Source organism: Erwinia tasmaniensis Et1/99 (assembly GCF_000026185.1).
Classification (GTDB): Bacteria; Pseudomonadota; Gammaproteobacteria; order Enterobacterales; family Enterobacteriaceae; genus Erwinia; species Erwinia tasmaniensis.
On the sequence record NC_010694.1, the window covers coordinates 2,110,849 to 2,133,740 of the forward strand.

General features: G+C 56.2%; 21 protein-coding genes. 11 read left to right on the plus strand and 10 right to left on the minus strand.

The window, feature by feature from the left end:
- Window positions 1–5 precede the first annotated feature (5 nt).
- A complete protein-coding gene (locus ETA_RS10425) occupies window positions 6–911 on the minus strand; it encodes a bestrophin family protein (RefSeq protein WP_012441591.1) in 906 nt (301 codons plus the stop codon).
- A gap of 144 nt (window positions 912–1,055) precedes the next feature.
- Window positions 1,056–2,498: a YchO/YchP family invasin gene (locus tag ETA_RS10430; RefSeq protein ID WP_012441592.1), complete on the minus strand. Its 1,443-nt coding sequence runs from the start codon at window positions 2,496–2,498 to the stop codon at window positions 1,056–1,058.
- Window positions 2,499–3,031: 533 nt separating this feature from the next.
- On the opposite strand from ETA_RS10430, the gene icmH reads away from it, so the two are divergent.
- The 5 genes from icmH (at window position 3,032) to ETA_RS20705 (ending at window position 7,793) form a co-directional block, all read left to right on the plus strand.
- Window positions 3,032–4,255 carry a type IVB secretion system protein IcmH/DotU gene (gene icmH / locus ETA_RS10435; RefSeq protein WP_012441593.1) on the plus strand — a complete coding sequence of 408 codons (1,224 nt, stop codon included), beginning with the start codon at window positions 3,032–3,034 and terminating at the stop codon, window positions 4,253–4,255.
- Entirely contained in the window at window positions 4,255–6,366 is a 2,112-nt protein-coding gene (gene tssM / locus ETA_RS10440; RefSeq protein WP_012441594.1) for a type VI secretion system membrane subunit TssM, read from the plus strand. Before icmH ends, tssM begins: the two co-directional genes overlap by 1 nt.
- A 12-nt stretch (window positions 6,367–6,378) precedes the next feature.
- On the plus strand, window positions 6,379–7,077 hold the full coding sequence (gene tagF / locus ETA_RS10445) for a type VI secretion system-associated protein TagF (RefSeq protein WP_012441595.1): 699 nt from the start codon (window positions 6,379–6,381) through the stop codon (window positions 7,075–7,077).
- A gap of 214 nt (window positions 7,078–7,291) precedes the next feature.
- On the plus strand, window positions 7,292–7,438 hold the full coding sequence (locus tag ETA_RS20700) for a hypothetical protein (RefSeq protein WP_231853276.1): 147 nt from the start codon (window positions 7,292–7,294) through the stop codon (window positions 7,436–7,438).
- Between the two features lie 94 nt (window positions 7,439–7,532).
- Window positions 7,533–7,793: an SDR family oxidoreductase gene (locus ETA_RS20705; protein ID WP_012441596.1), complete on the plus strand. Its 261-nt coding sequence runs from the start codon at window positions 7,533–7,535 to the stop codon at window positions 7,791–7,793.
- A 91-nt stretch (window positions 7,794–7,884) separates the two neighbouring features.
- On the opposite strand, the gene ETA_RS10455 is transcribed toward ETA_RS20705, so the two are convergent.
- A complete protein-coding gene (locus ETA_RS10455; RefSeq protein ID WP_012441597.1) occupies window positions 7,885–8,562 on the minus strand; it encodes a gamma-glutamylcyclotransferase in 678 nt (225 codons plus the stop codon).
- 284 nt (window positions 8,563–8,846) lie between these two features.
- Between ETA_RS10455 and ETA_RS10460 the strand changes: the two genes are divergently transcribed.
- From ETA_RS10460 to chaA, 6 genes are all read left to right on the plus strand, one after another.
- Window positions 8,847–9,773: an aminoimidazole riboside kinase gene (locus ETA_RS10460; RefSeq protein ID WP_012441598.1), complete on the plus strand. Its 927-nt coding sequence runs from the start codon at window positions 8,847–8,849 to the stop codon at window positions 9,771–9,773.
- A gap of 198 nt (window positions 9,774–9,971) precedes the next feature.
- Window positions 9,972–11,525 (plus strand): carbohydrate porin, encoded by a 1,554-nt coding sequence (locus ETA_RS10465; RefSeq protein WP_012441599.1) that lies wholly within the window; start codon window positions 9,972–9,974, stop codon window positions 11,523–11,525.
- A gap of 34 nt (window positions 11,526–11,559) precedes the next feature.
- Entirely contained in the window at window positions 11,560–12,933 is a 1,374-nt protein-coding gene (locus tag ETA_RS10470; protein ID WP_012441600.1) for a sucrose-specific PTS transporter subunit IIBC, read from the plus strand.
- Window positions 12,930–14,339, plus strand: coding sequence for a sucrose-6-phosphate hydrolase (locus tag ETA_RS10475; RefSeq protein WP_012441601.1), 1,410 nt, complete (start codon window positions 12,930–12,932; stop codon window positions 14,337–14,339). The genes ETA_RS10470 and ETA_RS10475 overlap by 4 nt, the downstream gene beginning before the upstream one ends.
- A 28-nt stretch (window positions 14,340–14,367) precedes the next feature.
- Window positions 14,368–15,396, plus strand: a complete 1,029-nt coding sequence (locus ETA_RS10480) for a LacI family DNA-binding transcriptional regulator (RefSeq protein ID WP_012441602.1) — start codon at window positions 14,368–14,370, stop codon at window positions 15,394–15,396.
- Window positions 15,397–15,815: 419 nt separating this feature from the next.
- Window positions 15,816–16,907 (plus strand): sodium-potassium/proton antiporter ChaA, encoded by a 1,092-nt coding sequence (gene chaA, locus ETA_RS10485; protein WP_012441603.1) that lies wholly within the window; start codon window positions 15,816–15,818, stop codon window positions 16,905–16,907.
- 50 nt (window positions 16,908–16,957) lie between these two features.
- On the opposite strand, the gene ETA_RS10490 is transcribed toward chaA, so the two are convergent.
- From ETA_RS10490 to hemA, 7 genes are all read right to left on the minus strand, one after another.
- Window positions 16,958–17,377: an META domain-containing protein gene (locus ETA_RS10490; RefSeq protein WP_012441604.1), complete on the minus strand. Its 420-nt coding sequence runs from the start codon at window positions 17,375–17,377 to the stop codon at window positions 16,958–16,960.
- Between the two features lie 119 nt (window positions 17,378–17,496).
- The gene (gene kdsA / locus ETA_RS10495; protein WP_012441605.1) at window positions 17,497–18,351 is read right to left on the minus strand and encodes a 3-deoxy-8-phosphooctulonate synthase; all 855 of its coding nucleotides are present in this window, start codon (window positions 18,349–18,351) and stop codon (window positions 17,497–17,499) included.
- 31 nt (window positions 18,352–18,382) lie between these two features.
- Window positions 18,383–19,204, minus strand: a complete 822-nt coding sequence (gene sirB1, locus ETA_RS10500; RefSeq protein ID WP_012441606.1) for an invasion regulator SirB1 — start codon at window positions 19,202–19,204, stop codon at window positions 18,383–18,385.
- Complete coding sequence (locus tag ETA_RS10505; RefSeq protein WP_012441607.1) at window positions 19,201–19,599, minus strand: SirB2 family protein; 399 nt, start codon at window positions 19,597–19,599, stop codon at window positions 19,201–19,203. The genes sirB1 and ETA_RS10505 overlap by 4 nt, the downstream gene beginning before the upstream one ends.
- Window positions 19,599–20,444, minus strand: a complete 846-nt coding sequence (gene prmC / locus ETA_RS10510) for a peptide chain release factor N(5)-glutamine methyltransferase (RefSeq protein WP_012441608.1) — start codon at window positions 20,442–20,444, stop codon at window positions 19,599–19,601. The genes ETA_RS10505 and prmC overlap by 1 nt, the downstream gene beginning before the upstream one ends.
- On the minus strand, window positions 20,444–21,526 hold the full coding sequence (gene prfA / locus ETA_RS10515; protein ID WP_012441609.1) for a peptide chain release factor 1: 1,083 nt from the start codon (window positions 21,524–21,526) through the stop codon (window positions 20,444–20,446). Before prfA ends, prmC begins: the two co-directional genes overlap by 1 nt.
- Window positions 21,527–21,565: 39 nt before the next feature.
- Window positions 21,566–22,822, minus strand: a complete 1,257-nt coding sequence (gene hemA / locus ETA_RS10520; protein ID WP_012441610.1) for a glutamyl-tRNA reductase — start codon at window positions 22,820–22,822, stop codon at window positions 21,566–21,568.
- Window positions 22,823–22,892: the final 70 nt, after the last annotated feature.

The following is a 22,892-nucleotide window of genomic DNA, read 5'->3' on the forward strand; positions in this document are numbered from 1 at the left end:
TTCTGTCAGGTCAGTCGATAACACGAATCTGGCCGCGGCGTGTCCGGCAGATCCTGCTCAAGATTCATTTCGCGCAGATTGATTTCTATCGTGGTGCATAACGCATCCAGCGGAAGATGATTTTTGGCCAGACCAAACGGCATCTCCAGCTCCTCGGCCAGCGTATCAAGGGATAAAAAGGTGTAGGAGATAAACACCGATACCAGCGGGGTCATATAGTGCAGATCGGGCACCAGAGCGAACGGCAACAGCGTACAGAACAGATACACGGTGCGATGCAGGAGCAGACCGTAAGCAAAGGGCACCGGCATACTCGCCAACCGCTCGCATCCCCCCAACACTTGTGACAGTTGATGGATATTGCTGTCCATATGGGCATATAGAATATCGCTCAGGTTGCCGCGCCGACGCTGTTCGGCAAGCCACTGTGACAATTGCAGCTCAATATAGTTGGCGGGCGAGCGGCGTTTCAGCACGTCTTCCGCCTCATCCCCGAGATAGCGCTGTAAATCAGCACGAGCATCGCTGTGGCGCAGCTGGTGCTTCAGACTGTAGCAAAAAGCCAGCAGCAGTGCGGTCACCCGTGGCGCATCGGCGGGTGAGATAGCCAGTGCCTGCCGTTGCAGGGTACGACAGGCGATAAGCAAATTTCCCCAGAACATACGCGCTTCAATATAGCGGCCAAAACAGACGCTGTTGCGGAAACCCAGAAACACCGCAATGGATACCCCGAGTAAACTGAAGGGGGCCAGCGTCAGCTTAATGCCCAGCGTTTCATACCAGTCGAGACACATAATGGCGATTAATGACATCAAAAGGTTAAGCATCAGGCGGAACCAGATGCCGGGCAGAACGGAGCCATGCCAGGCGAACAGGCGTAAAAACCAGTGACTAGGAGGACGGATTATCATGATTGGCAGACGAGTGGGATTTTTCGCTGATTGTGCAGAAAATCCCCGCGCATGAGAAGTGGTTTTTTGCGAGCTTTGTCACATATATTTGCGCGGCTCATATTGACAAACTTCTTGAATTACAAACCATCTTCTCATCCCACTTCAGGAGTCTGTAAAATTCAAACTCTCCGAGTCCAGGCCCGGTAAGCCGATCGGGGGTGACAGCTTCAGCGTAATCCAGTTCGAGGTCACCCTTTGTTGTTGGCTGTCTTCGAGGGTCACCGACAGGTGCCAGGCATTGCTGGCCCCCTGCTGACTATCCCAGGCAGGAATAATGATACTCCAGCCCTGCGGGTCGCTATTGTCCGGTGGCGGTGTCAGGCTCAGCGCCTGGGTATCACCCTGCCAGCTGACGGCCTTGATGGTATTTTTGTTGGCGATCTGTAATTTTAACCGTAGCGTCTCACCAGGCTGGAGCTGCCACGGTGGTGTGGCAAGGAATACCGATAGCGTTTTTAGCTGGCGAAATGCCATCACCGGTGAATTATCGCGGTTCACGCTATCATAGCGGCTGCCGCTCAATGACCGTGCTTCGGCTACATTATCTGATGATAGCTGCTGGCGAAGCGGCACGCCGATACGGTAATTCATCTTCAGCGTGAACTGGTTCTGCGACTCACCACCTTCCCCTTCTTTACGGCTGGCGGCCAGCGTAAACAGAGGCACGGGCGTATAATTTATGCCAAGCGACACCGCTGATGGATCTGCCACCGCATTGCCGCTGTTAAACAGATCGATACGATCTCCCAGATACTGCTCATAGCTCAGCGTGACCCCCAGCTGATGATAAAACGGCAGATAGCCGCGCGTAGTGATGTCATAGCCTCGCGCCATACGCATCTGCGAACTGTTGCTCCGGTTACGCCAGCCTGATAGCGGGTGATAGTAGTTGGCGGAAAGGCGGAGATACTCCCCCCATGCCTCCGCCCCCAGCGATCCACGCTGTCTGTCCGACCCCAGCAGGCCGTCGACAAAAGCGTTATAACCCACGCGCCAGCTACCGGCTATCCACCGTTGCCCAAGCCCCGCGTTGCCCACCGTGCCATATTCACTTTGTTCAATGCCCAGCTGGCTGAAGGTCAAATATTGATAGTTATCCTGCCAGGGCGTCAGCAGCTGTGCCGAAGTACCGTTAAAGCTGCCGTCATCGGATAGCGCCAGCGAAACGCTGGCTCGACCATAAGGAGACAGTAACTGCTCGCCTTCACTGGCCGCACGCTGCTTTGCCACGTCACGAAAATGATTAAAGGCCCAGATCCCGGCCTCTTCACGTAGCGATCTGTCACTGCCGCTGTTCATGCTGGCCTCGCCAATGCTTTTGGCGGCTTCGGCAATTTTTTTCTCCAGCTGACCGTTATCGCTGGTCTTGCCCAGTTCGGGTAAGTGCTGCTGCATGTCTCTGAAGCGCGCAGGATCGGCGAAAGGTGCATCGGGTACAGGCGTTTGCCGGGTGAAAGCCCAGGCGTCACCGGAAGGGAAGCCGCTCAAAGCCAATAAGGCCAGCGGCAGGTAAGAGAGGAACGGACAGCGGTAGAATGGGCTCATAACTTAGCTGACAACACTTTTTTTACGGCGTAAGAGAGAGTTTCATCACAAAACCAGAAAGATAACAGTAACACAAACGGCAGGGCCGTGGGCAAACGGGCGCAAATTCGGAATCATTGAACCTGCGCGCCAACAAATTGCCGTTTTACCGCCGTAGGGGGCGTCGGCGGAGCGTCTGGCGCGGCTAACAGGTTCATCATGCCACCGCAATGGTTTGCATTCCCAAAAGCGTCAGGTAGACTGACTTACGGATTTATCTTTATGTAAACAGAACGGTTTTTATCCATTTTGCGTCTGACCTTTTAACAGAGGTCTTGCGCGGTGGAAGGTTGCTGCGGCCGTCTTACGCCTGCCATCATCAGGACAGATGATTTTTTAAGGGGGAGAGAAATTCCCTCTTGTAATGCGGGCCATGACGATCGCTGCCAGCCACACAATGCAGGTTGCCAGGGAGGGCAGTAAGTGCTGCAAGTCACATTCGACCATGAATGACTTTTTGCCAACAGGCACACCGTTGAGAAAATTAGACCCTGATGACGTTGGAATCTCCCGCAAATCCAGTTTCGCCTGTCAGCCCGGATAATCTCCTGCTCGCTGCCGCTTTACCTTTGTTAAATGCCATTGTTCAGATCCGTCTGGCGGCAACTCATGACGACCCGGCGGGTTTACGCCACCAGCTGATCGGTGAAGTAGGTCAATTTGAAGCCCGCTGTAAGCGGATGGAGCTCTCTTTTGAAACGATGGTTGGCGCGCGTTATTGCCTGTGCGCGGTGCTGGATGAAGCCGCCTCGCAAACCCCCTGGGGGGGCCGCAGCGTCTGGTCTGGCAACGGCCTGCTCGTCACTTTTCATAATGAAAGCTGGGGTGGAGACAAAGTCTTCCAACTCCTGACGCGCATTTCGCAAAACCCGTCAAAACACCTATTCTTGCTTGAAGTCATACACTATTGCCTGCTGCTGGGGTATGAAGGGCGCTATCGCAATATGGACAATGGCCGCTTACAGCGTGATGCGGTGCGTAGCCGCCTGGGCAAACTTATTCAGAATGTGCGTACCGAACCCGCTGCCGATTTGCCGCAGGCTTGCGACGTTGCGCTCCACTGCGCGCCGTGGCGCCCACCCGTTCCACTCTGGGCCTGTCTCTGCGTGACGGCGCTTATCGGCTGTACGATCTTTACCGCGCTGAACTGGCAGCTGGGCCGCTCCGCCGAGCCGCTGCTGCAGCAAATCTGGCAAACGCCGCTGCCGCAGCTGCCCGGCGGGCAGCGTACGGCCGCGCCTCAGGATCTGTTCGACCTGCGCCAACGCCTGAGCGACCTAATCGGCTCGCACCGGCTCGACGTCACCGACGGCGACTACGGCAATAAAATTATCCTGCCGGCCGACTCGCTGTTTACTTACCAGGGCGCGGCACTGACCCCGGAAGGACGTGCGCTGGTTGCGCGTGTCGCCAGCGCGATGGAATCACGCAAAGGAACTCTTCTTATCGGCGTTTACACCGACAACCGACTGCCTCATTCCAGTCCTTTTACCTCGACCTACGCCTATTCTGCTGCCCAGGCGGAGGCCATCAGCAACATGATGGTGCAGCTAATCGCCCACCCCTGTATTACCGTGCGCGCCGAGGGACGTGGCGACAGCCGGGGACGAGTGCCAAACAACAGTGCGGAAAATCGCGCGCGCAATCGTCGTGTCGAAATAACCCTGTTTGCCTCATCTGAAAAAGACGATTGCAGCCATGCTGCGGGAAACCACTGATGCCGCTTACCTTTGTTACACTGTTCTCCAGAAGAATAGGATGGGAACTGACTGGTGTGATGCTCCTGTCAGCGCTTATCTGGCTGGCCGGACCGCTGCTCTCGCCCGCCTACACCCACATCCTGAGCACTGCGCCGAACCGCAGGCTGATTATCGGCGTGATTTGGCTGCTGTGGCTGCTGCTGCTGGTTATCCCTGGGCTCTGTCGCGCCTGGTTTAACAGCAGGCTGCTCACCCGGATGCAGTCCGACAATCCTGACAACGCACAGCGTCAGGCTGCGGGCGAGATGCTCAATAATCGCTTTAACGAAGCCACGCAGGTTTTGAAGAAAACCCAGTTTGCCCGACGGAGAGGCCTGTTGCCGCGTTTCGGTAGCCAGTATCTCTATCAACTTCCCTGGTATCTGATTGTCGGGGCTCCGGGAGCGGGAAAAACCACCGCACTGATTAACTCCGGGTTAGAGTTTCCGCTCGGCGACCAGTTTGGCAAAACGGCGCTACGCGGCGTGGGTGGAACGCGTCACTGTGACTGGTGGTTCACCCGGCAGGGTGTTCTGCTGGATACCGCCGGTCGTTACACTTTGCAAGAAAGTCAGCGCGCGCGCGATGCCAGCGAATGGCAGACGTTTATCACCCTGTTGAAGCGCTATCGTCCGCGTCAGCCGATCAATGGTGTCATTATGACGATCAGCGTCGCCGACCTGCTCAGCAATCCGGCTGACGTACGCCGCGCCCAGGCCGACGCGCTGCGCAGCCGCATGGCTGAACTACATCAGCTGACGGGTATTCATTTCCCTGTCTACGTAATGGTAACCAAAACGGATTTACTCAAAGGCTTTATGCGCTATTTCAGCGCGTTGGAAAAAAGTCGTCGTCAGCAGCTGTGGGGCTTTGTCTTTCCCTGGCCCGCGGTAAGTCAGGGAGAAAACCGCCTTGATGCCGTGTTCGATCGCGAATTTTGCCGGCTATCGGCTGGACTGATGCCAAGCCTGGCAGAAAAGATGGCCCAAGAAACCGATCTAACCCTGCGCGCCGAATGTTTCCAGTTTCCGCAAGAGTTCAGCGCCCTACGCCCTCTTTTGGCGGAATTTCTCGGTGTTGTTTTCTCAACGCAACAGGGCGAGATCCCCTGGGCGGCACGCGGTGTGTTTTTTACCAGCGCGACCCAGGAAGGTTTACCTTTTGACCGGGTGATGGGCGAGCTGTCGCGCAAACTGCAGCTTCCGCATGTTCAGCGACAGCCCATTTCCAGCTGGGACAGCGTCAACCGTAGCGCGCCTATCCCGGCAAACAAAGGCAAGAGTTTCTTTATTCACGGTATGCTCAACGATGTTGTCTTCCCAGAAAGTCGGCTGGCGGGAAGCGATCGATCCTGGGAACATCGTAACCGTATCCTGCACTGGATTGGCTATAGCGTCATGGGCCTGGCGCTGTTGGGGGCATCCGCACTATGGCTGGTCGGCTATGAAAAAAACCAGCGCTATTTGCATCAGGTCTCCGAACGTCTTCCCGCTGTGACCCGGCAGGCAGGCAGGCTGATGGACGACAAAAGCGGAGACATGCTCGCACTGTTGCCCTTCCTGAACGATCTGGTCAGGTTACCGCAAAGCAATCTGTTTGCCTTCGATGCGCCTCCGCTAAGCCTGCGCGGCGGGCTCTATCGTGGCGATCAGATTGGCCGTGCAAGCTGGGGCCTGTATCAGGCCGCCCTGCAATCATTACTGCTGCCGCGCGTGGCTCAAACCATCACGAAGATCCTGCATGACGATCAGGGAGGCGATCCCCTGTACAGCCGCAATGCGTTACGCGCCTACCAGATGCTCTATCAGCCGCGCAGCTATGATGGTGAATTTCTTCGCAGCTGGCTGTTGCAGAATCTGCGGCACACTCAACCTTCGGACGTCAATGCCCGCCAGCTCCAGCAGCTGAACTGGCATCTGATCCAGTTACTCGATCGTCAGATCCTCGGCTCACCTTACAGACCTGATAATGCACTGATGATGAAAAAACTCGCCTCAAATCTGGATAATGCCGGGATGCCATCCGCTTCAGGCACACCCGCCGTCGTTGCCACTCATTTAACCTTGCGGACTGACGTCGCGCACTATTAAAAGGTCATTATTATGGCAACGAAATACAGCCTGGGGTGGTACGGTAAATTGCCCACTGCGGGAGATTTTCTTCAGGAAGGGATGCCGGAAAACGCCGTCCAAAGCTGGGCAACCTGGTTTCAGACCGGACTGATGGGCTGGCATCTTGAGCACGACGGTCACAATGAATCATTTTGCCAGGCCCCGATATGGAATTTCGTTCTGCCGGCCACGCTCGGCGTGCAGCGTGTGCAAATTGGCTGCCTGATGCCTTCGCGCGACCGCGTGGGGCGCGCATGCCCTTTACTGGCGGTGAAGAGTATTCCGCTGAAAGAGTGGCATCCCGCACAGTTGAACATTGCCGGTGACTGGTTTCAGGAGCTGGGCGCTATCCTTTATCAGGCGGTGGAGGAACGCCACAGCGTTGACTGGCTGGACCAGGCAATACGCGGCATCGCCCCCCTGCCCCTGCCGGATATCGTACGCTCTGATATTTTAGACGTCCTCGGCTATAACGATCGGCCCTGTACCTTGGCGTGGAATGAGGTGGCCAGTCGTTTTGACCCGGCGCTGTACACCAGCTACTGGTGGACAAACCAGAGCGATCGTTATCCGCTGATGACCCATATACACAGCGGCATTTTGACCGCACGACTGTTTGCACAACTGTTCCACCCAACGGCAGGTTCGCAGCCCGGTCATCAAGGCTTTTATCCTCCAATGTTTGACTAGCCGTCTGCACCGGCTGCCTCTTTGCAGCAGGCACCCTTGAATTCCCCCTCTCTTCGACAGCGAAACGGCGTTCCGCTCGCTGCGCGTTATGCGTTTCACCTGGAATTCAACCTCGTGCGGCGGGTGCCAGGCTCTCACGCGCTTACCTGACGCCATTCGGTGATGGGCTCCCCCCCTGAAAAAATCCTGTGATTGACACCCTTGAGGAATCGATATGAAGAACGTTATGTTTGGCCGGGTGATAGCGAAAGGCGGCTCTGCTGGGATTATCGGGTCACAATCCAGCCATCGCCTCAATATTGATGCGCTTTCACAGTCCAGGCGGATGCCCTGGCAACGGCAACACCTGAAGAGTTACTGAATTTACCGTTGATGAAAAACATTAACGACAGTTCATATGCTTACCAGATCTCTAAACGGGGAAATGCACTGCGCGTGATGGCAGAAGCAGTAAGATGGGGAGAGCGCCATGCCAGAGTCAATGGTATCAGCGCGGGATTATCTTCACTCCGCTGGCCTATGATGAACTCAGCAGCCCTGAACGCGGTGAGTTTTACCGCAACATGCTTGAAAAATCTCCGGCTGGACGGGGGGGGACGTCCGACGAAATTGGCGCATTAGCCGAGTTTCTTTTTGAGCCAAACGGAACCTATATCAGTGGCAGCGATATCCTGATTGACGGTGGTGTGACGGCTTCGTATAAATACGGACGCTAAAAAGCGTGAGCGCTGGGCCAGTCTCGGCGGGGAGACTGATAACTGGGGCGGCATTGCCCGACCTTTGACGAAAAAAAGCGGAGTCGTTATGCTACCCTGCACACCCCTGCTGGCTCTGCTGCAATTCCCGCACTCGCTGCACCAGTTCGCTCAGACCGTCATCAAACATCCCGCGCTGCTTCAGCTCCTGCTCAAGCGAAAACAGATATTGTGCATTGGTTCCCAGCGGGCCCTGCGCTTGGGCAATCAGCGGCGCGATGGTTTGCGCGCAGGAGTCTGCTTCATACAAGACATGACGGGGATCCATAACAAATGCCAGCGCACACACCGTGCGGCCGTCGTCCAGGGTAAGGTGGCACCAGGTAGGCAAATAGCATCCGGTGATCATCTCACGCTTCCACAGCAGCTGCAGCTCTTCATGCAGCTTATCCTCCGGCAAACGAAACGCCAGCCCGCCGGTCTGTCCCCCCTCTTTCAGCGCCAGCATCCTTCCGGGCCGAGTGGCGGTGCCGCGGCCAACGGTCAACCGCAGGCAGAATGCTCGATGCCAGCCCTGTAGCGTTCCTGACGCCACTTCATCCGCGACAAACACGGGGTTCCACATCAGGGAGCCATAGCCAAATACCCATATGGAGCTGCTGTCAGGACGAGAGGCGAGCGTTGCCGCAAGCGAAGCGGCGCGCTGGTCTACACTCCATAACAGCGATTCTTCAATATCACCAAAAGCGGTTTTACAGTCTGCTTTTAATAAAAAATCTCTTGTGAGCATTGCCACCTCTTACATCGCTGCCTGAATCATTGGTTTCACTTTCCCTGTGTGACCTTATCTTCAGCAGAAATTTACATTATTGATGACCTTATTCATTTCCTGCCGTGCAATCAAGGTTGATTCCGATCACAAAAGTAGAAAAAGTTTTTCCCGATGCTTTTTATCCTCATCAGAGAACCCCTGTCTGTACTGGCCTGGAGCAGGTTTTGATGGCACAAAAGAGCTTTGATTTTTATGCTAAACCAGTTTAGCGTACGGGGAAACTTCATTTCAGGATTAATACGATGCAACAAAAAATTTGGGTACTGGGCGATGCGGTCGTCGATCTGTTACCGGAACAGGAAAGCCATCTGCTGAAATGCCCCGGCGGCGCGCCGGCTAACGTGGCGGTCGGTATCGCCCGGCTGGGGGGGAGCAGCGCTTTTATCGGCTGCGTGGGTGACGATCCGTTCGGCGAGTTTTTACAGCAGACCTTGCAGCGTGAGGGTGTTGACATCTCGTCCATGTATAGCGCCGCGGGCGAGCGTACCTCGACGGTTCTGGTGTCGCTGGATACCGAAGGCGAACGCCACTTTACCTTTATGGTTCGCCCCTCCGCCGATCTCTCTTTAAGCGTGGACCGCCTGCCGACGTTTGCCCGCGGCGAAGGTCTGCACCTGTGTTCCATTGCCTTGAGCGCTGAACCCTCGCGCGGCGCGGCGTTTCAGGCCATGCAGGCGGTCAGGCAAGCCGGTGGCTGGGTCAGTTTCGACCCCAACCTGCGCTCCGATCTGTGGCAAGACGCTGATGAAATGGCGCGAGTCGTGGCCGAGGCGTTCAGCCTGGCGGACATCATCAAACTCTCCGAGGATGAACTGTATTCCCTGACCGACCAGCCGACGCTGGAACAGAGGATCGATTATTTCACCAGCCGCTATCAGCCCGCGCTGCTGTTGGTGACGTGTGGTAGCAAGGGCGTCACCGTCTGGCATTCGGGGAACCTGCAGCACTTCGATGCCCCAACGGTGAAAGTGGTCGATACCACCGGCGCCGGCGATGCTTTTGTCGCCGGACTGCTGGCGGCGCTGGCCCTCGAAGCTAATCCGCTTGAGCCGCAACGACTGGAGTTTGCCGTACAGCAGGCACAGAGCAGTGGTGCAGCAGCCACTACGGCTAAAGGGGCAATGACCGCTCTGCCTTACGCCACCGATCTTGACCGCTTCAAACCGTAGCGGCTTGCCAAATTATTCGGGCTGTAGGAAGGCGTTACGCGCACCTGCCGCCCGAAGTCATACGGGATAATTGCCAACCCGGTCACACTTCGTCATCCATGATCATAAATCTGATTGAATAGCCTGATTCATTTCGCTTAATCTCCTGACGAACCGGTTTAGCAAAACAATAAAACCATCACTCTGGGAAAGCGTTAAATGAACAAACCTCATCTGATTAATCTTGCCATAGCCCTTGCTCTTGGCACGCCGGCTATCGGCTATGCCGCACCGACCCTGGATAGCCTGGAAGCCCGCCTGGTAGCAATGGAGCAACGACTGCAGAAGGCTGAAAAACGCGCTGCACAGGCCGAAACACGCGCCAGTGAGGCCGAGCAGCAGGTTGCCCGCCTGGAAACACAGACGCGGCAGCCCAAAGCAGAACCCGTTGCCGCCGTCCCGGCCCCCGTCAGCACGACGTCCTCTGCGTCCTCTGCGGCCGTTGCCGCGGCTCCCGCCCCGGCTACAGAGGCCAGCGAAGGGTTCGAGTTTCATGGCTATGCGCGGTCCGGCCTGATAATGAACGATTCGGCTGCTGGCACGCAAAGCGGCCCGTATCTGACGCCAGCCGGAGAAAGCGGCGGTTCCGTTGGCCGTCTGGGCAACGAGAATAATACCTACGTTGAGCTTAACCTTGAGCACAAGCAGCGCCTGGCCAACGGCGCCACTACCCGCTTCAAAGTGATGCTTGCTGATGGCCAGCGTGACTATAACGACTGGACCGGCAGTACCAGCGAGCTGAACATTCGCCAGGCTTTCGTCGAATTGGGCAGCCTGCCTACCTTTAACGGCGTGTTTGCCAACAGTACCCTGTGGGCGGGTAAACGTTTCGACCGCGATAATTTCGATATCCACTGGCTCGATTCGGACGTGGTGTTCCTTGCCGGTACGGGCGGCGGTATCTACGACGTGCAGTGGCAGAATGGGCTGAAAAGTAACTTCTCGCTGTACGGACGTAACTTCGGCGATATCGAAACGATTGATAACACCATTCAGAACTATATCGTCACCAGCAATAACTTTGCCGGCCCGTTACAGCTGATGGTCAGCGGTCTGCGCGCGAAAGATAACGACCAGCGCGTGAATAAGAGCCGTGAGAACCATAATGCCGGCGACAGCGGCGTTCATGCCATGCTGGCGCTGCATAACGACAGTTTCTGGGGGCTGCGTGAGGGTACGGCTAAAACCGCCCTGCTTTATGGTCACGGTCTCGGTGCTGAGGTCAAAGGCGTTGGCTCGGACGGTAATCTGACGCAGCAGGCAGAAACATGGCGCCTTGCAAGTTACGGTGTCACGCCGATCAATAAAACGTGGAGCTTTGCTCCGGCCGTGCTGGCGCAAAACAGCAGCGATCGTTACGCCGCCGGTGACCACTATCGCTGGGCGACCGTCAACGCGCGCTTTATCCAGGCGATTAACCAGAACTTCGCGCTGGCCTACGAGGGAAGCTACCAGTATATGGATCTCGACCCGCAGGGTTACAAGCAGCGTGAGGCGGTCTCCGGCAGTTTCTGGAAGCTCACCTTCGCCCCAACCTTTAAAGTTGCAGATATCGGCGACTTCTTTACCCGTCCTGAAATTCGTCTCTTTGCCAGCTGGATGGACTGGAACAGCTCTCTCGATCGCTATGCCAGTGATGACGCCTTCGGCAGCAGCGGATTCGGTGCCGGTGGTCAGTGGAACTTTGGCGTACAGATGGAAACCTGGTTCTGACAGGCATCCGGCAACATAAAAACAAGGTGAAAACGTGAATATTGAAAAAACGGCCCGCGATCTGTTACCCCTGCTAGGAGGGCGGGAAAATATAGCCAGCGCCGCGCACTGCGCCACGCGTCTGCGTCTGGTTATGGTCGATGATGAAAAGGTACAAAAAGATGCGATAGAAGCGCTGGAAGGGGTTAAAGGCTGTTTCCGAAATGCGGGGCAAATGCAGATTATCTTCGGCAGTGGGCTCGTCAATAAGGTGCATGCGGCGTTTGTGCGCGAGGCCGGGATCGGCGAGTCGAGTAAAAGCGAGGCGGCAGATATTGCCGCGAAGAAACTCAACCCGCTTCAGCGTATCGCGCGCGTGCTGTCCAATATTTTCGTGCCGATCATTCCGGCCATCGTGGCTTCCGGGCTGCTGATGGGTCTGCTGGGGATGGTGAAAACCTACGGCTGGGCCAGCTCCGACAGCGCGCTGTTTATCATGCTGGATATGTGCAGCTCTGCGGCGTTTATTATCCTGCCGGTCCTGATTGGCTTTACCGCGGCGCGTGAATTCGGCGGCAATCCCTTTCTTGGGGCAACGCTGGGCGGTATTCTCACCCACCCGGCGCTGACCAACGCCTGGGGCGTGGCCAGCGGTTTCCACACCATGAACTTCTTTGGCCTGGAGATTGCGATGATCGGCTATCAGGGCACGGTGTTCCCGGTCCTGCTGGCGGTGTGGTTTATGAGTCACTGCGAAAAACGCCTGCGGCGGGTGATCCCCGACTCGCTGGACATCATCCTGACGCCGTTCCTGACGGTGATCATTTCCGGCTTCGTCGCGCTGCTGGTTATCGGCCCGGCGGGACGCGCTTTCGGTGACGGTCTGTCCATGGTGTTAAGCACGCTGATCGGCCACGCCGGCTGGCTGGCTGGGCTGCTGTTCGGGGGGCTCTATTCGGTTATTGTGATAACCGGCGTCCATCACAGCTTCCATGCTGTCGAAGCCGGGCTGCTGGGTAATCCGTCGATTGGGGTGAATTTCCTGCTGCCAATCTGGTCGATGGCCAACGTGGCACAGGGCGGAGCCTGCCTGGCGGTATGGTTTAAGACTCGGGACAGTAAAGTACGCAGCATTGTTGTGCCATCAGGCTTCTCTGCCCTGCTGGGGATTACCGAAGCGGCCATCTTTGGGATCAACCTGCGCTATATCAAACCGTTTATTGCCGGACTGATCGGCGGTGCGGCCGGCGGTGCCTGGGTCGTCACTATGCACGTCAACATGACCGCCGTTGGCCTGACGGCGCTGCCGGGCATGGCGATCGTGCAGGCCAGTTCACTGGTGCATTACCTTATCGGCATGGTGATTGCTTTTGTTATCGCCTTTGTGCTGTCCCTGCTGCTGAAAATCAGGTTTGAGGTTAAAGCATGAGCGAAGCCCATTTGCTGAAACAGGCTCTGCGCGCCGTCGTGAGCGGTCAGCTGCGCGCATCGCGCGATCCTCACCGTCCCGCCTGGCATCTTGCCCCGCCCGTGGGGTTAATGAACGACCCCAACGGGTTTATCCAGTTTAATCAACGTTATGTGCTGTGCTACCAGTGGAACCCTCTGGCCTGCCAGCACGGTGCCAAATTCTGGGGCCAGTGGAGCTCCTCCGACCTGGTGCACTGGCAGCATGAGCCGCTGGCGCTGGCGCCGTCGGAAAGCTATGAAAGCCACGGCTGTTACTCTGGCAGCGCGGTGGATAACGATGGCGTACTGACGCTTGTCTATACCGGCAACGTTAAATTCGACGATGGCAGTCGTACCGCCTGGCAGTGTCTCGCCACGCGGGATGAACGGGGTGAATACCGTAAGCTGGGGCCGGTGCTGGCGCTGCCGGAAGGGTATACCGGGCACGTACGCGACCCCAAAGTCTGGCAGCACGAAGGCCAGTGGTACATGGTGCTGGGCGCACAGGATCTGATGCTGCAAGGTAAAGTGCTGCTGCTGCGTTCCCCCGATCTGCATCAGTGGACGCTACTCGGCGAGATTGCCGGCAGCCAGCTAAACGGACTGGGCGACTTCGGCTATATGTGGGAATGCCCGGATCTGTTTGAGCTGGACGGCAGTCAGGTTCTGGTGGTCTGCCCGCAGGGTCTGGCGGCAGAGCAATGGCGTTACCGCAATACCTTCCAGAGCGGTTATTTTTGCGGCGAGCTGGACTATGAGAACGCGCATTTCCAGCACGGTGAATTTCACGAGTTGGATCACGGGTTTGAGTTTTATGCGCCGCAAACCTGCCAGAGCGCTGACGGCAGGCGGCTACTGATTGGCTGGATGGGCATCCCGGATGGCGACGAGTTCTTCCAGCCGACCAAAGCGCACGGCTGGATGCACATTATGACCTGCCCGCGTGAGCTGACGGTGGCCGCTGGCCGCGTTCTCCAGCATCCGGCGCGCGAGCTGCAGCAGCTGCGTCAGCAGGAGGTTCGATTCAGCGGCAGCGCGGACAGTTTGCCGGATCTGGATATCGACAGTGCCGAACTGGCGCTGTCGATCGACGGCGTCTGCCATGCCAGCTTTGCCGATACGCTGACGCTGGACGCAGAACCACAGGGCATCACGCTGCGGCGTCACAATCTGCGCAGCGGCGAGCCGGAGGCGCGTTACTGGCGGGGTGAGGTGCGCACCCTGCGCATTCTCTGCGATCGTTCCAGCATTGAAGTGTTTATCAATGATGGCGAAGCGGTCATGTCATCGCGCTATTTCCCCGATCCGCTGCCACAATTGCGTTTCAGTGGCAGCGCGCAGATCGCGTTGCGTCACTGGAGGTTGCAACAATGCGTGATAGAATGAGATTACGATCCCTGGCATCCGTACCGCTGTGACAAAAAACAAACGTATTACCATTAACGATATTGCCCGGCTGGCTGGCGTTTCCAAATCCACCGCCAGCCTGGTGCTGAATGGCCGTGGGAAAGAGCTGCGTGTCGCACAGGGAACCCGCGACCGCGTGCTGGAAATCGCCCAGCAGCAGCACTATCAGCCCAGTATTCATGCCCGTGCGCTTAACTCCGCGCGCAGCCATACTCTTGGTCTGGTCGTGCCGGAGATGACCAACCACGGCTTTGCACGTTTTTCTCACGAACTGGAGATGCTGTGCCGCGATGCCGGCCTACAGCTGCTGATCGCCTGCACTGCCGAAAATGCCAGCCAGGAAACGCTGGCGGTTAATAATCTTATCCAACGCCAGGTTGACGGGCTTATCGTTGCATCGAGTATGTTAAACGATGCACAGTACCTGAAAATCAACCAGCAGCTGCCGGTGGTACTGTTTGACCGTCATCTCGGCGAGTCGACGCTGCCGCTGGTGATCACTGATGCCATCGAACCGACCGCCACGCTGGTGCAGGCCGTCATGCGTATGGGCTACGACGAGATCTACTTTTTCGGCGGACAGCCGCGTATCTCGCCAACGCGCGATCGCCTCGCCGGGTTTTATCTTGGCCTGGAGCGCGCCGGGGTCACGGCTAAACCTGAATGGGTGATGCACGGACACTACCACGCCAGTTCGGGCTACGAGCTGTTTGCCGAACTTTATGCGCGCCTTGGACGCGTGCCGCAGGCGCTGTTCTGCGCCGCCTGCGGGCTTCAGGAAGGCGTGCTGCGCTATCTCAGCCAGCATCAGCTGCTGAATACGCCGATGCACCTCAGCAGTTTTGACGACCACTATCTGTATGATGCGTTGTCGGTGCGCATTGATACCGTCGAACAGGATGAAAGGTTACTGGCATGGAACTGCTTCGAGCTGATCTCGCAGCTGATTGACGAGCAGAAACCGCAGGTGTCTCAACGCCTGCTACCGGCACGGTTAAGATGGCGGCGCGCCAGCCCGTTCGCCGATGAGAGGTAGCCCGCTGGCAAAATTTTTATCATTTAAGGATCGGATGGGGATAGTCTGGAAAGTTAATCAGGCAGGACGCCAGACAACCCCGCAAATAGTTTCACGATTAGTCAGATACACCCTGTTTGTTCCACCAAGCCCCTGTTTTAATCACATTATTGCAACATATCCGAATTAAAATGGCTTAGTTAACGTCTTACGCCAGAATAAACCCCGCTATTTTTCATCGAGATAGCGGGATAACCTGCATAAATAACGCCATTCAGATTGATATTTGCAAAAAAACAGTAAACCCGCGTAAACAAATCCAATAGATTAAGAAAAAAGGGTTATACTTTCACCACTTGTCTTTCACTTTGTCAGACTGTATTTCACGATCCTGCGCAACGGGTGCAGGTCAACAGGCTTTAGATAAGGAGCGTTTGCCTATGAGTGCGCATGACAGCATCAAAACCCGTCATAAAGAGTCTTCTCTGCTTTTACCCATCGCCGCACTGATTATTTTATGGTTTTGGGGCAACACATCTTCATTTGCGCTGGTGACGACCATCAACCTGATAGCGCTGGTGGCTATCCTTAGCAGTGCCTTCAGCGTGGTCCGCCACGCCGACGTGCTGGCACATCGACTGGGAGAGCCTTACGGCTCGCTGATCCTCAGCCTGTCGGTGGTTATTCTGGAAGTGAGTCTGATTTCAGCGCTGATGGCCACCGGTGATGCCGCGCCCGCGCTAATGCGCGACACGCTCTATTCCATCATTATGATAGTGACCTGCGGGCTGGTGGGCTTTGCCTTGCTGCTTGGCGGGCGCAAGTTTGCCACCCAGTACGTTAACCTTGCTGGAGTGAAGCAGTACCTGATTGCCATCTTCCCGCTGGGTATGATTGTGCTGGTGTTACCCAATGCACTGCCCGGTGGTAATTTTACCACTCTTGAAGCACTGCTGGTTTCTGCCATTTCGGCGGCGATGTATGGTGTTTTCCTGCTGATACAGACGAAAACCCACCAGAGCCTCTTTGTTTATGAGCATGAGGATGACGGGGAAGATCCGCAGCACGGTAAACCTTCGTCTCACTCCAGTACCTGGCATACCCTGTGGTTAATCGTGCATCTTATCGCTGTGATTGCGGTGACGAAAATGAACGCCAACACCCTGGGATCGCTGTTGACCGAGCTGAATGCCCCGGAGCAGTTCACCGGTTTCCTGGTGGCGCTGTTGATCCTTTCACCTGAAGGATTGGGGGCAATTAAAGCGGTGCTGGCAAACCAGGTTCAGCGTGCAATGAACCTGTTCTTTGGTTCAGTACTGGCCACCATTTCTCTGACGGTGCCGGCGGTGACGATTATCGCCACGCTGACCGGACAAGAGCTGTTCTTCGGCCTGGAAGCACCGCAGATGGTGGTGATGGTCTCCGCCCTGCTGCTGTGCCAGATATCTTTCTCAACCGGACGTACTAACGTGCTGAACGGTGCGGCGCATCTGGCCTTGTTTATTGCCTATTTGATGACGGTTATGCTGTAAATCATTGCGGGGGCGGCTTATACCGCCCCCGTTCGGGTTGGGCGCAGCAACTACGGTTGGGTCTGCGCCTGATACTCCAGCGAATGCCCGCTTCCCGTTAGCATCAGAGTCTGTTTGCTGACTTTCACCGCGGCCCCATTCATCAGCACCGAGTTTAAAATCTGCTCCCACTCGTTAAGCTGCGGATCGCTGCACATCATCCGTGTCGATGCCATTTGCGGCACCTTCAGCTGGCCCTGTTCCAGTGTACCCTGACCGAAGAACCGGTTACACATCACGCCGCTCACCTTCAGCCCTGCATCAAAGCTGATCCCTGGCCTGATGCCCTCGCGCAACGTCACCGCTTTACCATCCACGGCACTCAGCACAAACATCCTGTTTGCCAGCTGTAGGCTATCAGACTGCGCGGCGATGCCGCTGCAGCCGCTCACGGCGACAGCGCCCAGCAGTAATAACATGCTGTTCTTCATAGATAACTCCTTCGGATAATTTTCCATTTCGCGTTAAGAAGATGAGATTTTGCACGGGCAGCGCGCATTATGCGCTAAGAAAACGGGCCCCTGTAGGGCCCGTAAAGTGAGACGTTCGATCAGCTGTTGGTATCAAGCTCTGGGAAACTTTTCACCAGGTCATCAATGGCTTTCATTTGCAGCAGGAACGGCTCCAGCTTATCAAGCGGCAGAGCCGACGGCCCGTCACACTTGGCATTAGCCGGGTCTGGGTGCGCTTCGATAAACAGCCCGGCAATGCCGACCGCCATACCGGCACGCGCCAGCTCGCTCACCTGCCCGCGACGACCGCTGGACGCGGCGCCCATCGGGTCGCGACACTGAAGTGCATGGGTCACGTCAAAGATCACCGGACTGTTGTTGGATACCTGCTTCATCACGTTGAAGCCCAGCATGTCGACCACCAGATTGTCATAGCCAAAATTAGCGCCGCGATCGCAAAGGATAACGTTTTCATTACCGCCTTCGGCAAACTTGTCGACGATGTTCCCCATCTGGCCCGGGCTGACGAACTGCGGTTTTTTGACGTTGATCACCGCGCCGGTTTTCGCCATCGCCTCAACCAGATCGGTTTGACGGGCGAGAAACGCCGGGAGTTGGATCACGTCTACCACGTCGGCAACCGTCTGGGCCTGGCTCGCCTCATGGACGTCGGTGATAATTTTAACGCCAAAAGCCTGTTTGATTTCCTGAAAGATCTTCATCCCCTCTTCCAGGCCCGGCCCACGGTAGGAGTGAATAGAAGAACGGTTGGCCTTATCAAAAGAGGCTTTAAATACGTAAGGAATGCCCAGTTTCTGGGTCACCGTGACGTAATGCTCACAGATACGCATAGCCAGATCGCGTGATTCCAGCACGTTCATGCCGCCAAACAGCACAAAAGGCAGATCGTTTGCCACCTTGATGTCGCCAATGCTAACCACTTTTTGTTTCATCTCTTCGCCTTATATCTTGGGTTCACTGAGGTTAGTGAAGGACAATCTGTTTCTGTTCAATGGAGTGGATCTGTACTTTAATCATCTCACTGACCGGATCTTCAGGACACTGCTCAACAAAGTAGGTCAGATCGCTCAGGGCGATATGTTCGCACTCTAGCTGGGCAAAAATCAGTCCGCGATCGCGAATTTCATACGGATCTTCCGGGTCCATCTGCACCAGCACCGCGCTGGCATGCAGCGCCAGCTCCATCTGCTTTTCGTCCATCAGCGCAGACTTTAGCGTGTCGAGCATTTTGCGCAGCACCATAAGCGGTTCGGCCTCCTGAAGATCGTCTTCATATAACTCCGCGCCAGGCCCGATATTGCCCTTCAGCCACACTTCCAGCGTGTGCTCATCCAGCGTTTCGCCATTGAAAGGGTTGATCAGCCATAAATTTTGGTCAATCCATTCGGCGCGCAGAACCAGCTGCGTGGGGAAAATCACCGGGAGCAGAGGCAGGTCGAGCTTACCGGCGATATGCAGAAAAATAACTCCGAGCGACACCGCCGTACCTTGACGAGTGCGTAAGACTTTATCCAGCCACAGGGTATCCGACAGGCGATAAACCCCGCTGGCACCGCCAAACCCCCAGCGGCCCCAGAAGAGTTCTATCAGGCGCTGCATCTGCATATCTGCGGCCATATCGGAGGGAATTTCCGCTCGCGCTTCATCAACCAGTGCAGCCAGCTGCTCCCTGGCTTCTTCTTCGGGAAAATCACTGCGAATACAACGTGATGCGGTAATCATCGCTTCACTCAGCGACGTGTTGCTAAAATCAAAATCCAAATCAAACTCAACTGTCAACGTCATACTAACCCCAGCAGCGGCATTTTAGTGGTAGCTAACCTGATGACCGCCAGTAATGCGATCGACGCCACGGCAAACGCCATCCAGCGCACTTTTTGTGCGCGTGGGCGTCGCCCTAAGGCAATAAAGCTCAGCGCGAGATAGATGATAACGCCAAACAGTTTTTCCGTCAGCCATTGGCCCTGCACGCTGAACGGATAGAAATGAGTGACCGTAACCAGCAGCACGCCTGAAATCAGCAGAAGCGTATCGTTCAGGTGCGGCACAATGCGCACCCAGCGCCTGGACAACATGGCTGAATGCGTCTGTAGCCAGTAAAAACGCAGTACAAACATCAGCATGGTGATAGCCATGGTGAATAGATGAAGATTTTTTAGCGGAATGTACCAGGCAGCCATTAACGTTCCCTATCAGCCGTTTTTTGCCCGAAGGTCACGCGGTCGTTGCCGCCGTAATCCTGGCGGGTAGATATTTGACAGAAACCCTTGTCTGCTAAAATTTGGCGGATGTCTTCGCCCTGCTGCCAGCCGTGCTCCAGCAGTAGCCAGCCTTGGTTGACTAAATAGCGCCCTGCCTGAGCGGCGATAATTTTGATATCAGCCAGGCCACTGTCGCCAGCTACCAGGGCGCTGGCAGGCTCAAATCGCACGTCCCCCTGCGCCAGGTGTTCATCGGCGGCGTCAATATACGGCGGGTTGCTGACGATCATGGCAAAACGCTGCTGGTTGAGTGCGGAGAACCAGTCTCCCTGCATAAAGGTCGCATTTGCCAGACCCAGTCTGGCGGCATTATGCTGCGCTAACGCTACCGCAGCAGGAATGCGGTCGACTCCCAGCACCCGGCAATCCGCACGCTCACTGGCCAGCGCCAGCGCAATGGCCCCGCTGCCGGTGCCCAAATCCAGTACTGAGCAGGGCCCACCGGGGAGATGGGCCAGCGCCTGCTCCACCAGCACCTCGCTGTCTGGACGTGGGATCAGCGTATCCGGCGTGACGCACAGCGAAAGTGACCAGAACTCACGCTCCCCCGTCAGGTAGGCGATTGGCTCACCGGCCGCACGTCGAACCAGCAGCGCGTCGAGTCGTTTCAGCGTCGCTGCGTCCAGCTCGTGGTCGTCAAACCCGATCAGCCATGCACGAGATTTACCGGTGACTAACCCCAGTAGGATCTCGGCGTCACGTTTCGGGCTTTCGCTTTCACTAAGTTGAGCGATTGCGGCACGCAGCCAGTTACGTATCTGCATTAATCCTGCCCGGAGAGCGCCGCCAGCTGGTCGGCCTGATATTCCTGAACGATAGGCTCAATCAGCGCATCCAGCTTACCTTCCATCGCTTCATCCAGACGGTAGATAGTCAGGTTGATACGGTGGTCGGTCACGCGGCCTTGAGGAAAGTTGTAGGTGCGGTTACGGTCGGAGCGATCGCCGCTGCCCAGCAGGTTACGACGAGTCGATGACTCTTCCTGCTGACGGCGCGCCATTTCAGCAGCACGAATACGTGAACCGAGCACGCCAAGCGCTTTAGCTTTGTTTTTGTGCTGGGAACGCTCATCCTGACACTCTACCACGATGCCGGTCGGCAGATGGGTAATACGAATGGCGGAGTCGGTGGTGTTAACGTGCTGTCCACCCGCGCCGGAAGATCGGAAGGTATCTATTTTTAGATCGGATGGATTAATATCCGGCAGCTCCGCTTCCGGCAATTCGGGCATCACCGCCACGGTACAGGCCGACGTATGGATGCGGCCCTGCGATTCCGTTTCCGGTACGCGCTGTACGCGATGTCCGCCGGATTCAAACTTAAGGCGTCCGTAAGCGCCTTCGCCGACAACTTTAGCAATAACCTCTTTATAGCCGCCGTGCTCGCCTTCGTTGGCGCTCATGACTTCTACCTTCCAGCGCCTCGATTCGGCGTACCGGCTGTACATGCGGAACAAATCGCCGGCAAAAATGGCCGCCTCATCACCGCCCGTTCCGGCACGGACTTCCAGATAGCAGTTGCGTTCATCGTCGGGATCTTTAGGCAACAGCAGAACCTGCAGCTGCTGCTCAAGCTCTTCACTGGCGGCGCGCGCCGTCTGTAACTCTTCCTGTGCCATGTCGCGCATTTCGGCATCGCTAAGCATCATTTCAGCGGTTTCAATGTCTTCCTGGCTCTGCTGCCATTGACGGAAACACTGGCTGACGTCGGTCAACTGGGCATATTCCCGCGACAAAGCGCGAAAACGTTCCTGATCGGCAATAACGCCAGCATCGCCCAGCATCGCCTCAACCTCTTCGTGGCGCTCCTGTAAGGCTTCCAGTTTGGCAACAATAGAAGGCTTCATTCGTATTATTTTACCTTTTAAAAAGTGGGTCCTGAAACGCTACTCCAGCCCGAGGCCGTCGCGTAAAATTTGCAGGCGTTCGCCGTCGCCATCGCGGGCGGCCTGCTGAAGAGATTTTGTTGGGGCGTGGATCAAACGGTTGGTTAATTTATGCGCCAGATCACGCAGCACCTTTTCGGCATCAGCCCCCTGCTGCAGTGACTGAATGGCACGCGCTTCCAGTTCGGCGCGCGCCTCATCAGCCTGTGCGCGATACTCGCGGATGGTTTCAACCGCGCTCTGCGCACGCAGCCAGGACATAAAATCGCTGCTTTCTTGCACAACGATGGTTTCGGCCTCCACCGCCGCGGCCTGACGCTGTGCCATATTGCTTTCAATAATCGCCTGCAGGTCATCAACGCTGTAAAGATAGGCATTAGGCAGCTTGCCCACGTCCGGCTCTACATCGCGCGGCACGGCGATATCCACCAGCAGCATTGGTTGATTACGCCGTTTTTTTAGCGCGCGCTCTACCATGCCTTTACCAATGATTGGCAGCGGGCTGGCGGTAGAACTGATAATGATATCCGCTTCGGCGAGGCGCTCGTCGATATCTGCCAGGCTAATCACTTCAGCTTCAACTTCGGCCGCCAGCACCTGCGCGCGCTCGCGCGTACGGTTGGCGATCATTAATTTTTTCACCTTGTGCTGGTGAAGATGACGCGCGGCAAGCTCAATGGTTTCACCCGCCCCCACCAGCAGCACATTAACCGTGGTAAGCGACTCGAAGATTTGACGCGCCAGGGTGCAGGCTGCAAAAGCCACCGAAACCGCACTGGCACCAATCTCAGTTTCGGTACGCACCCGCTTCGCCACGGAGAATGATTTCTGAAACATGCGCTCCAGCTCGCCGGAAAGCGAGTGCCCGCGCTGGGAATCAGCAAAGGCTTTTTTCACCTGTCCAAGAATTTGCGGTTCGCCGAGCACCAGCGAATCAAGCCCGCTGGCCACGCGCATCAAATGACTGACCGCCTCATTACCATGATGCCAGTAGAGGCTTTTCAGCACCTCGTCCGGGCTGAGCTGGTGATAGTCACACAGCCAGGCAATCAGCTGATCCTGCAGGTTCTCCTGCTGTTCCACGCTCAGGTACAACTCGGTACGGTTACAGGTAGACAGCACAACGCCACCCTGTATCAGCGGCTGGGCCATCAGGCTGTTGAGCGCCTGTTCAAGGGTATCTGGCGTGAACGTCACACGCTCACGCAGAGCCACAGGTGCTGTTTTATGGTTAATGCCGAGAGCCAGTAACGTCATGGTGACAGGTCGGGGAGATCCCACTGTTGATAGGGTTTTGTGAGGCGCATTCTACAAGATGCGCGGGATC

Coding starts and splice junctions, on each gene's coding strand:
- ETA_RS10425 (WP_012441591.1), bottom strand. CDS start 911: ATGATAATCCGTCCTCCTAGTCACTGGTTTTTACGCCTGTTCGCCTGG.
- ETA_RS10430 (WP_012441592.1), bottom strand. CDS start 2,498: ATGAGCCCATTCTACCGCTGTCCGTTCCTCTCTTACCTGCCGCTGGCC.
- icmH (WP_012441593.1), top strand. CDS start 3,032: ATGACGTTGGAATCTCCCGCAAATCCAGTTTCGCCTGTCAGCCCGGAT.
- tssM (WP_012441594.1), top strand. CDS start 4,255: ATGCCGCTTACCTTTGTTACACTGTTCTCCAGAAGAATAGGATGGGAA.
- tagF (WP_012441595.1), top strand. CDS start 6,379: ATGGCAACGAAATACAGCCTGGGGTGGTACGGTAAATTGCCCACTGCG.
- ETA_RS20700 (WP_231853276.1), top strand. CDS start 7,292: ATGAAGAACGTTATGTTTGGCCGGGTGATAGCGAAAGGCGGCTCTGCT.
- ETA_RS20705 (WP_012441596.1), top strand. CDS start 7,533: ATGGGGAGAGCGCCATGCCAGAGTCAATGGTATCAGCGCGGGATTATC.
- ETA_RS10455 (WP_012441597.1), bottom strand. CDS start 8,562: ATGCTCACAAGAGATTTTTTATTAAAAGCAGACTGTAAAACCGCTTTT.
- ETA_RS10460 (WP_012441598.1), top strand. CDS start 8,847: ATGCAACAAAAAATTTGGGTACTGGGCGATGCGGTCGTCGATCTGTTA.
- ETA_RS10465 (WP_012441599.1), top strand. CDS start 9,972: ATGAACAAACCTCATCTGATTAATCTTGCCATAGCCCTTGCTCTTGGC.
- ETA_RS10475 (WP_012441601.1), top strand. CDS start 12,930: ATGAGCGAAGCCCATTTGCTGAAACAGGCTCTGCGCGCCGTCGTGAGC.
- chaA (WP_012441603.1), top strand. CDS start 15,816: ATGAGTGCGCATGACAGCATCAAAACCCGTCATAAAGAGTCTTCTCTG.
- ETA_RS10490 (WP_012441604.1), bottom strand. CDS start 17,377: ATGAAGAACAGCATGTTATTACTGCTGGGCGCTGTCGCCGTGAGCGGC.
- kdsA (WP_012441605.1), bottom strand. CDS start 18,351: ATGAAACAAAAAGTGGTTAGCATTGGCGACATCAAGGTGGCAAACGAT.
- sirB1 (WP_012441606.1), bottom strand. CDS start 19,204: ATGACGTTGACAGTTGAGTTTGATTTGGATTTTGATTTTAGCAACACG.
- ETA_RS10505 (WP_012441607.1), bottom strand. CDS start 19,599: ATGGCTGCCTGGTACATTCCGCTAAAAAATCTTCATCTATTCACCATG.
- prmC (WP_012441608.1), bottom strand. CDS start 20,444: ATGCAGATACGTAACTGGCTGCGTGCCGCAATCGCTCAACTTAGTGAA.
- prfA (WP_012441609.1), bottom strand. CDS start 21,526: ATGAAGCCTTCTATTGTTGCCAAACTGGAAGCCTTACAGGAGCGCCAC.
- hemA (WP_012441610.1), bottom strand. CDS start 22,822: ATGACGTTACTGGCTCTCGGCATTAACCATAAAACAGCACCTGTGGCT.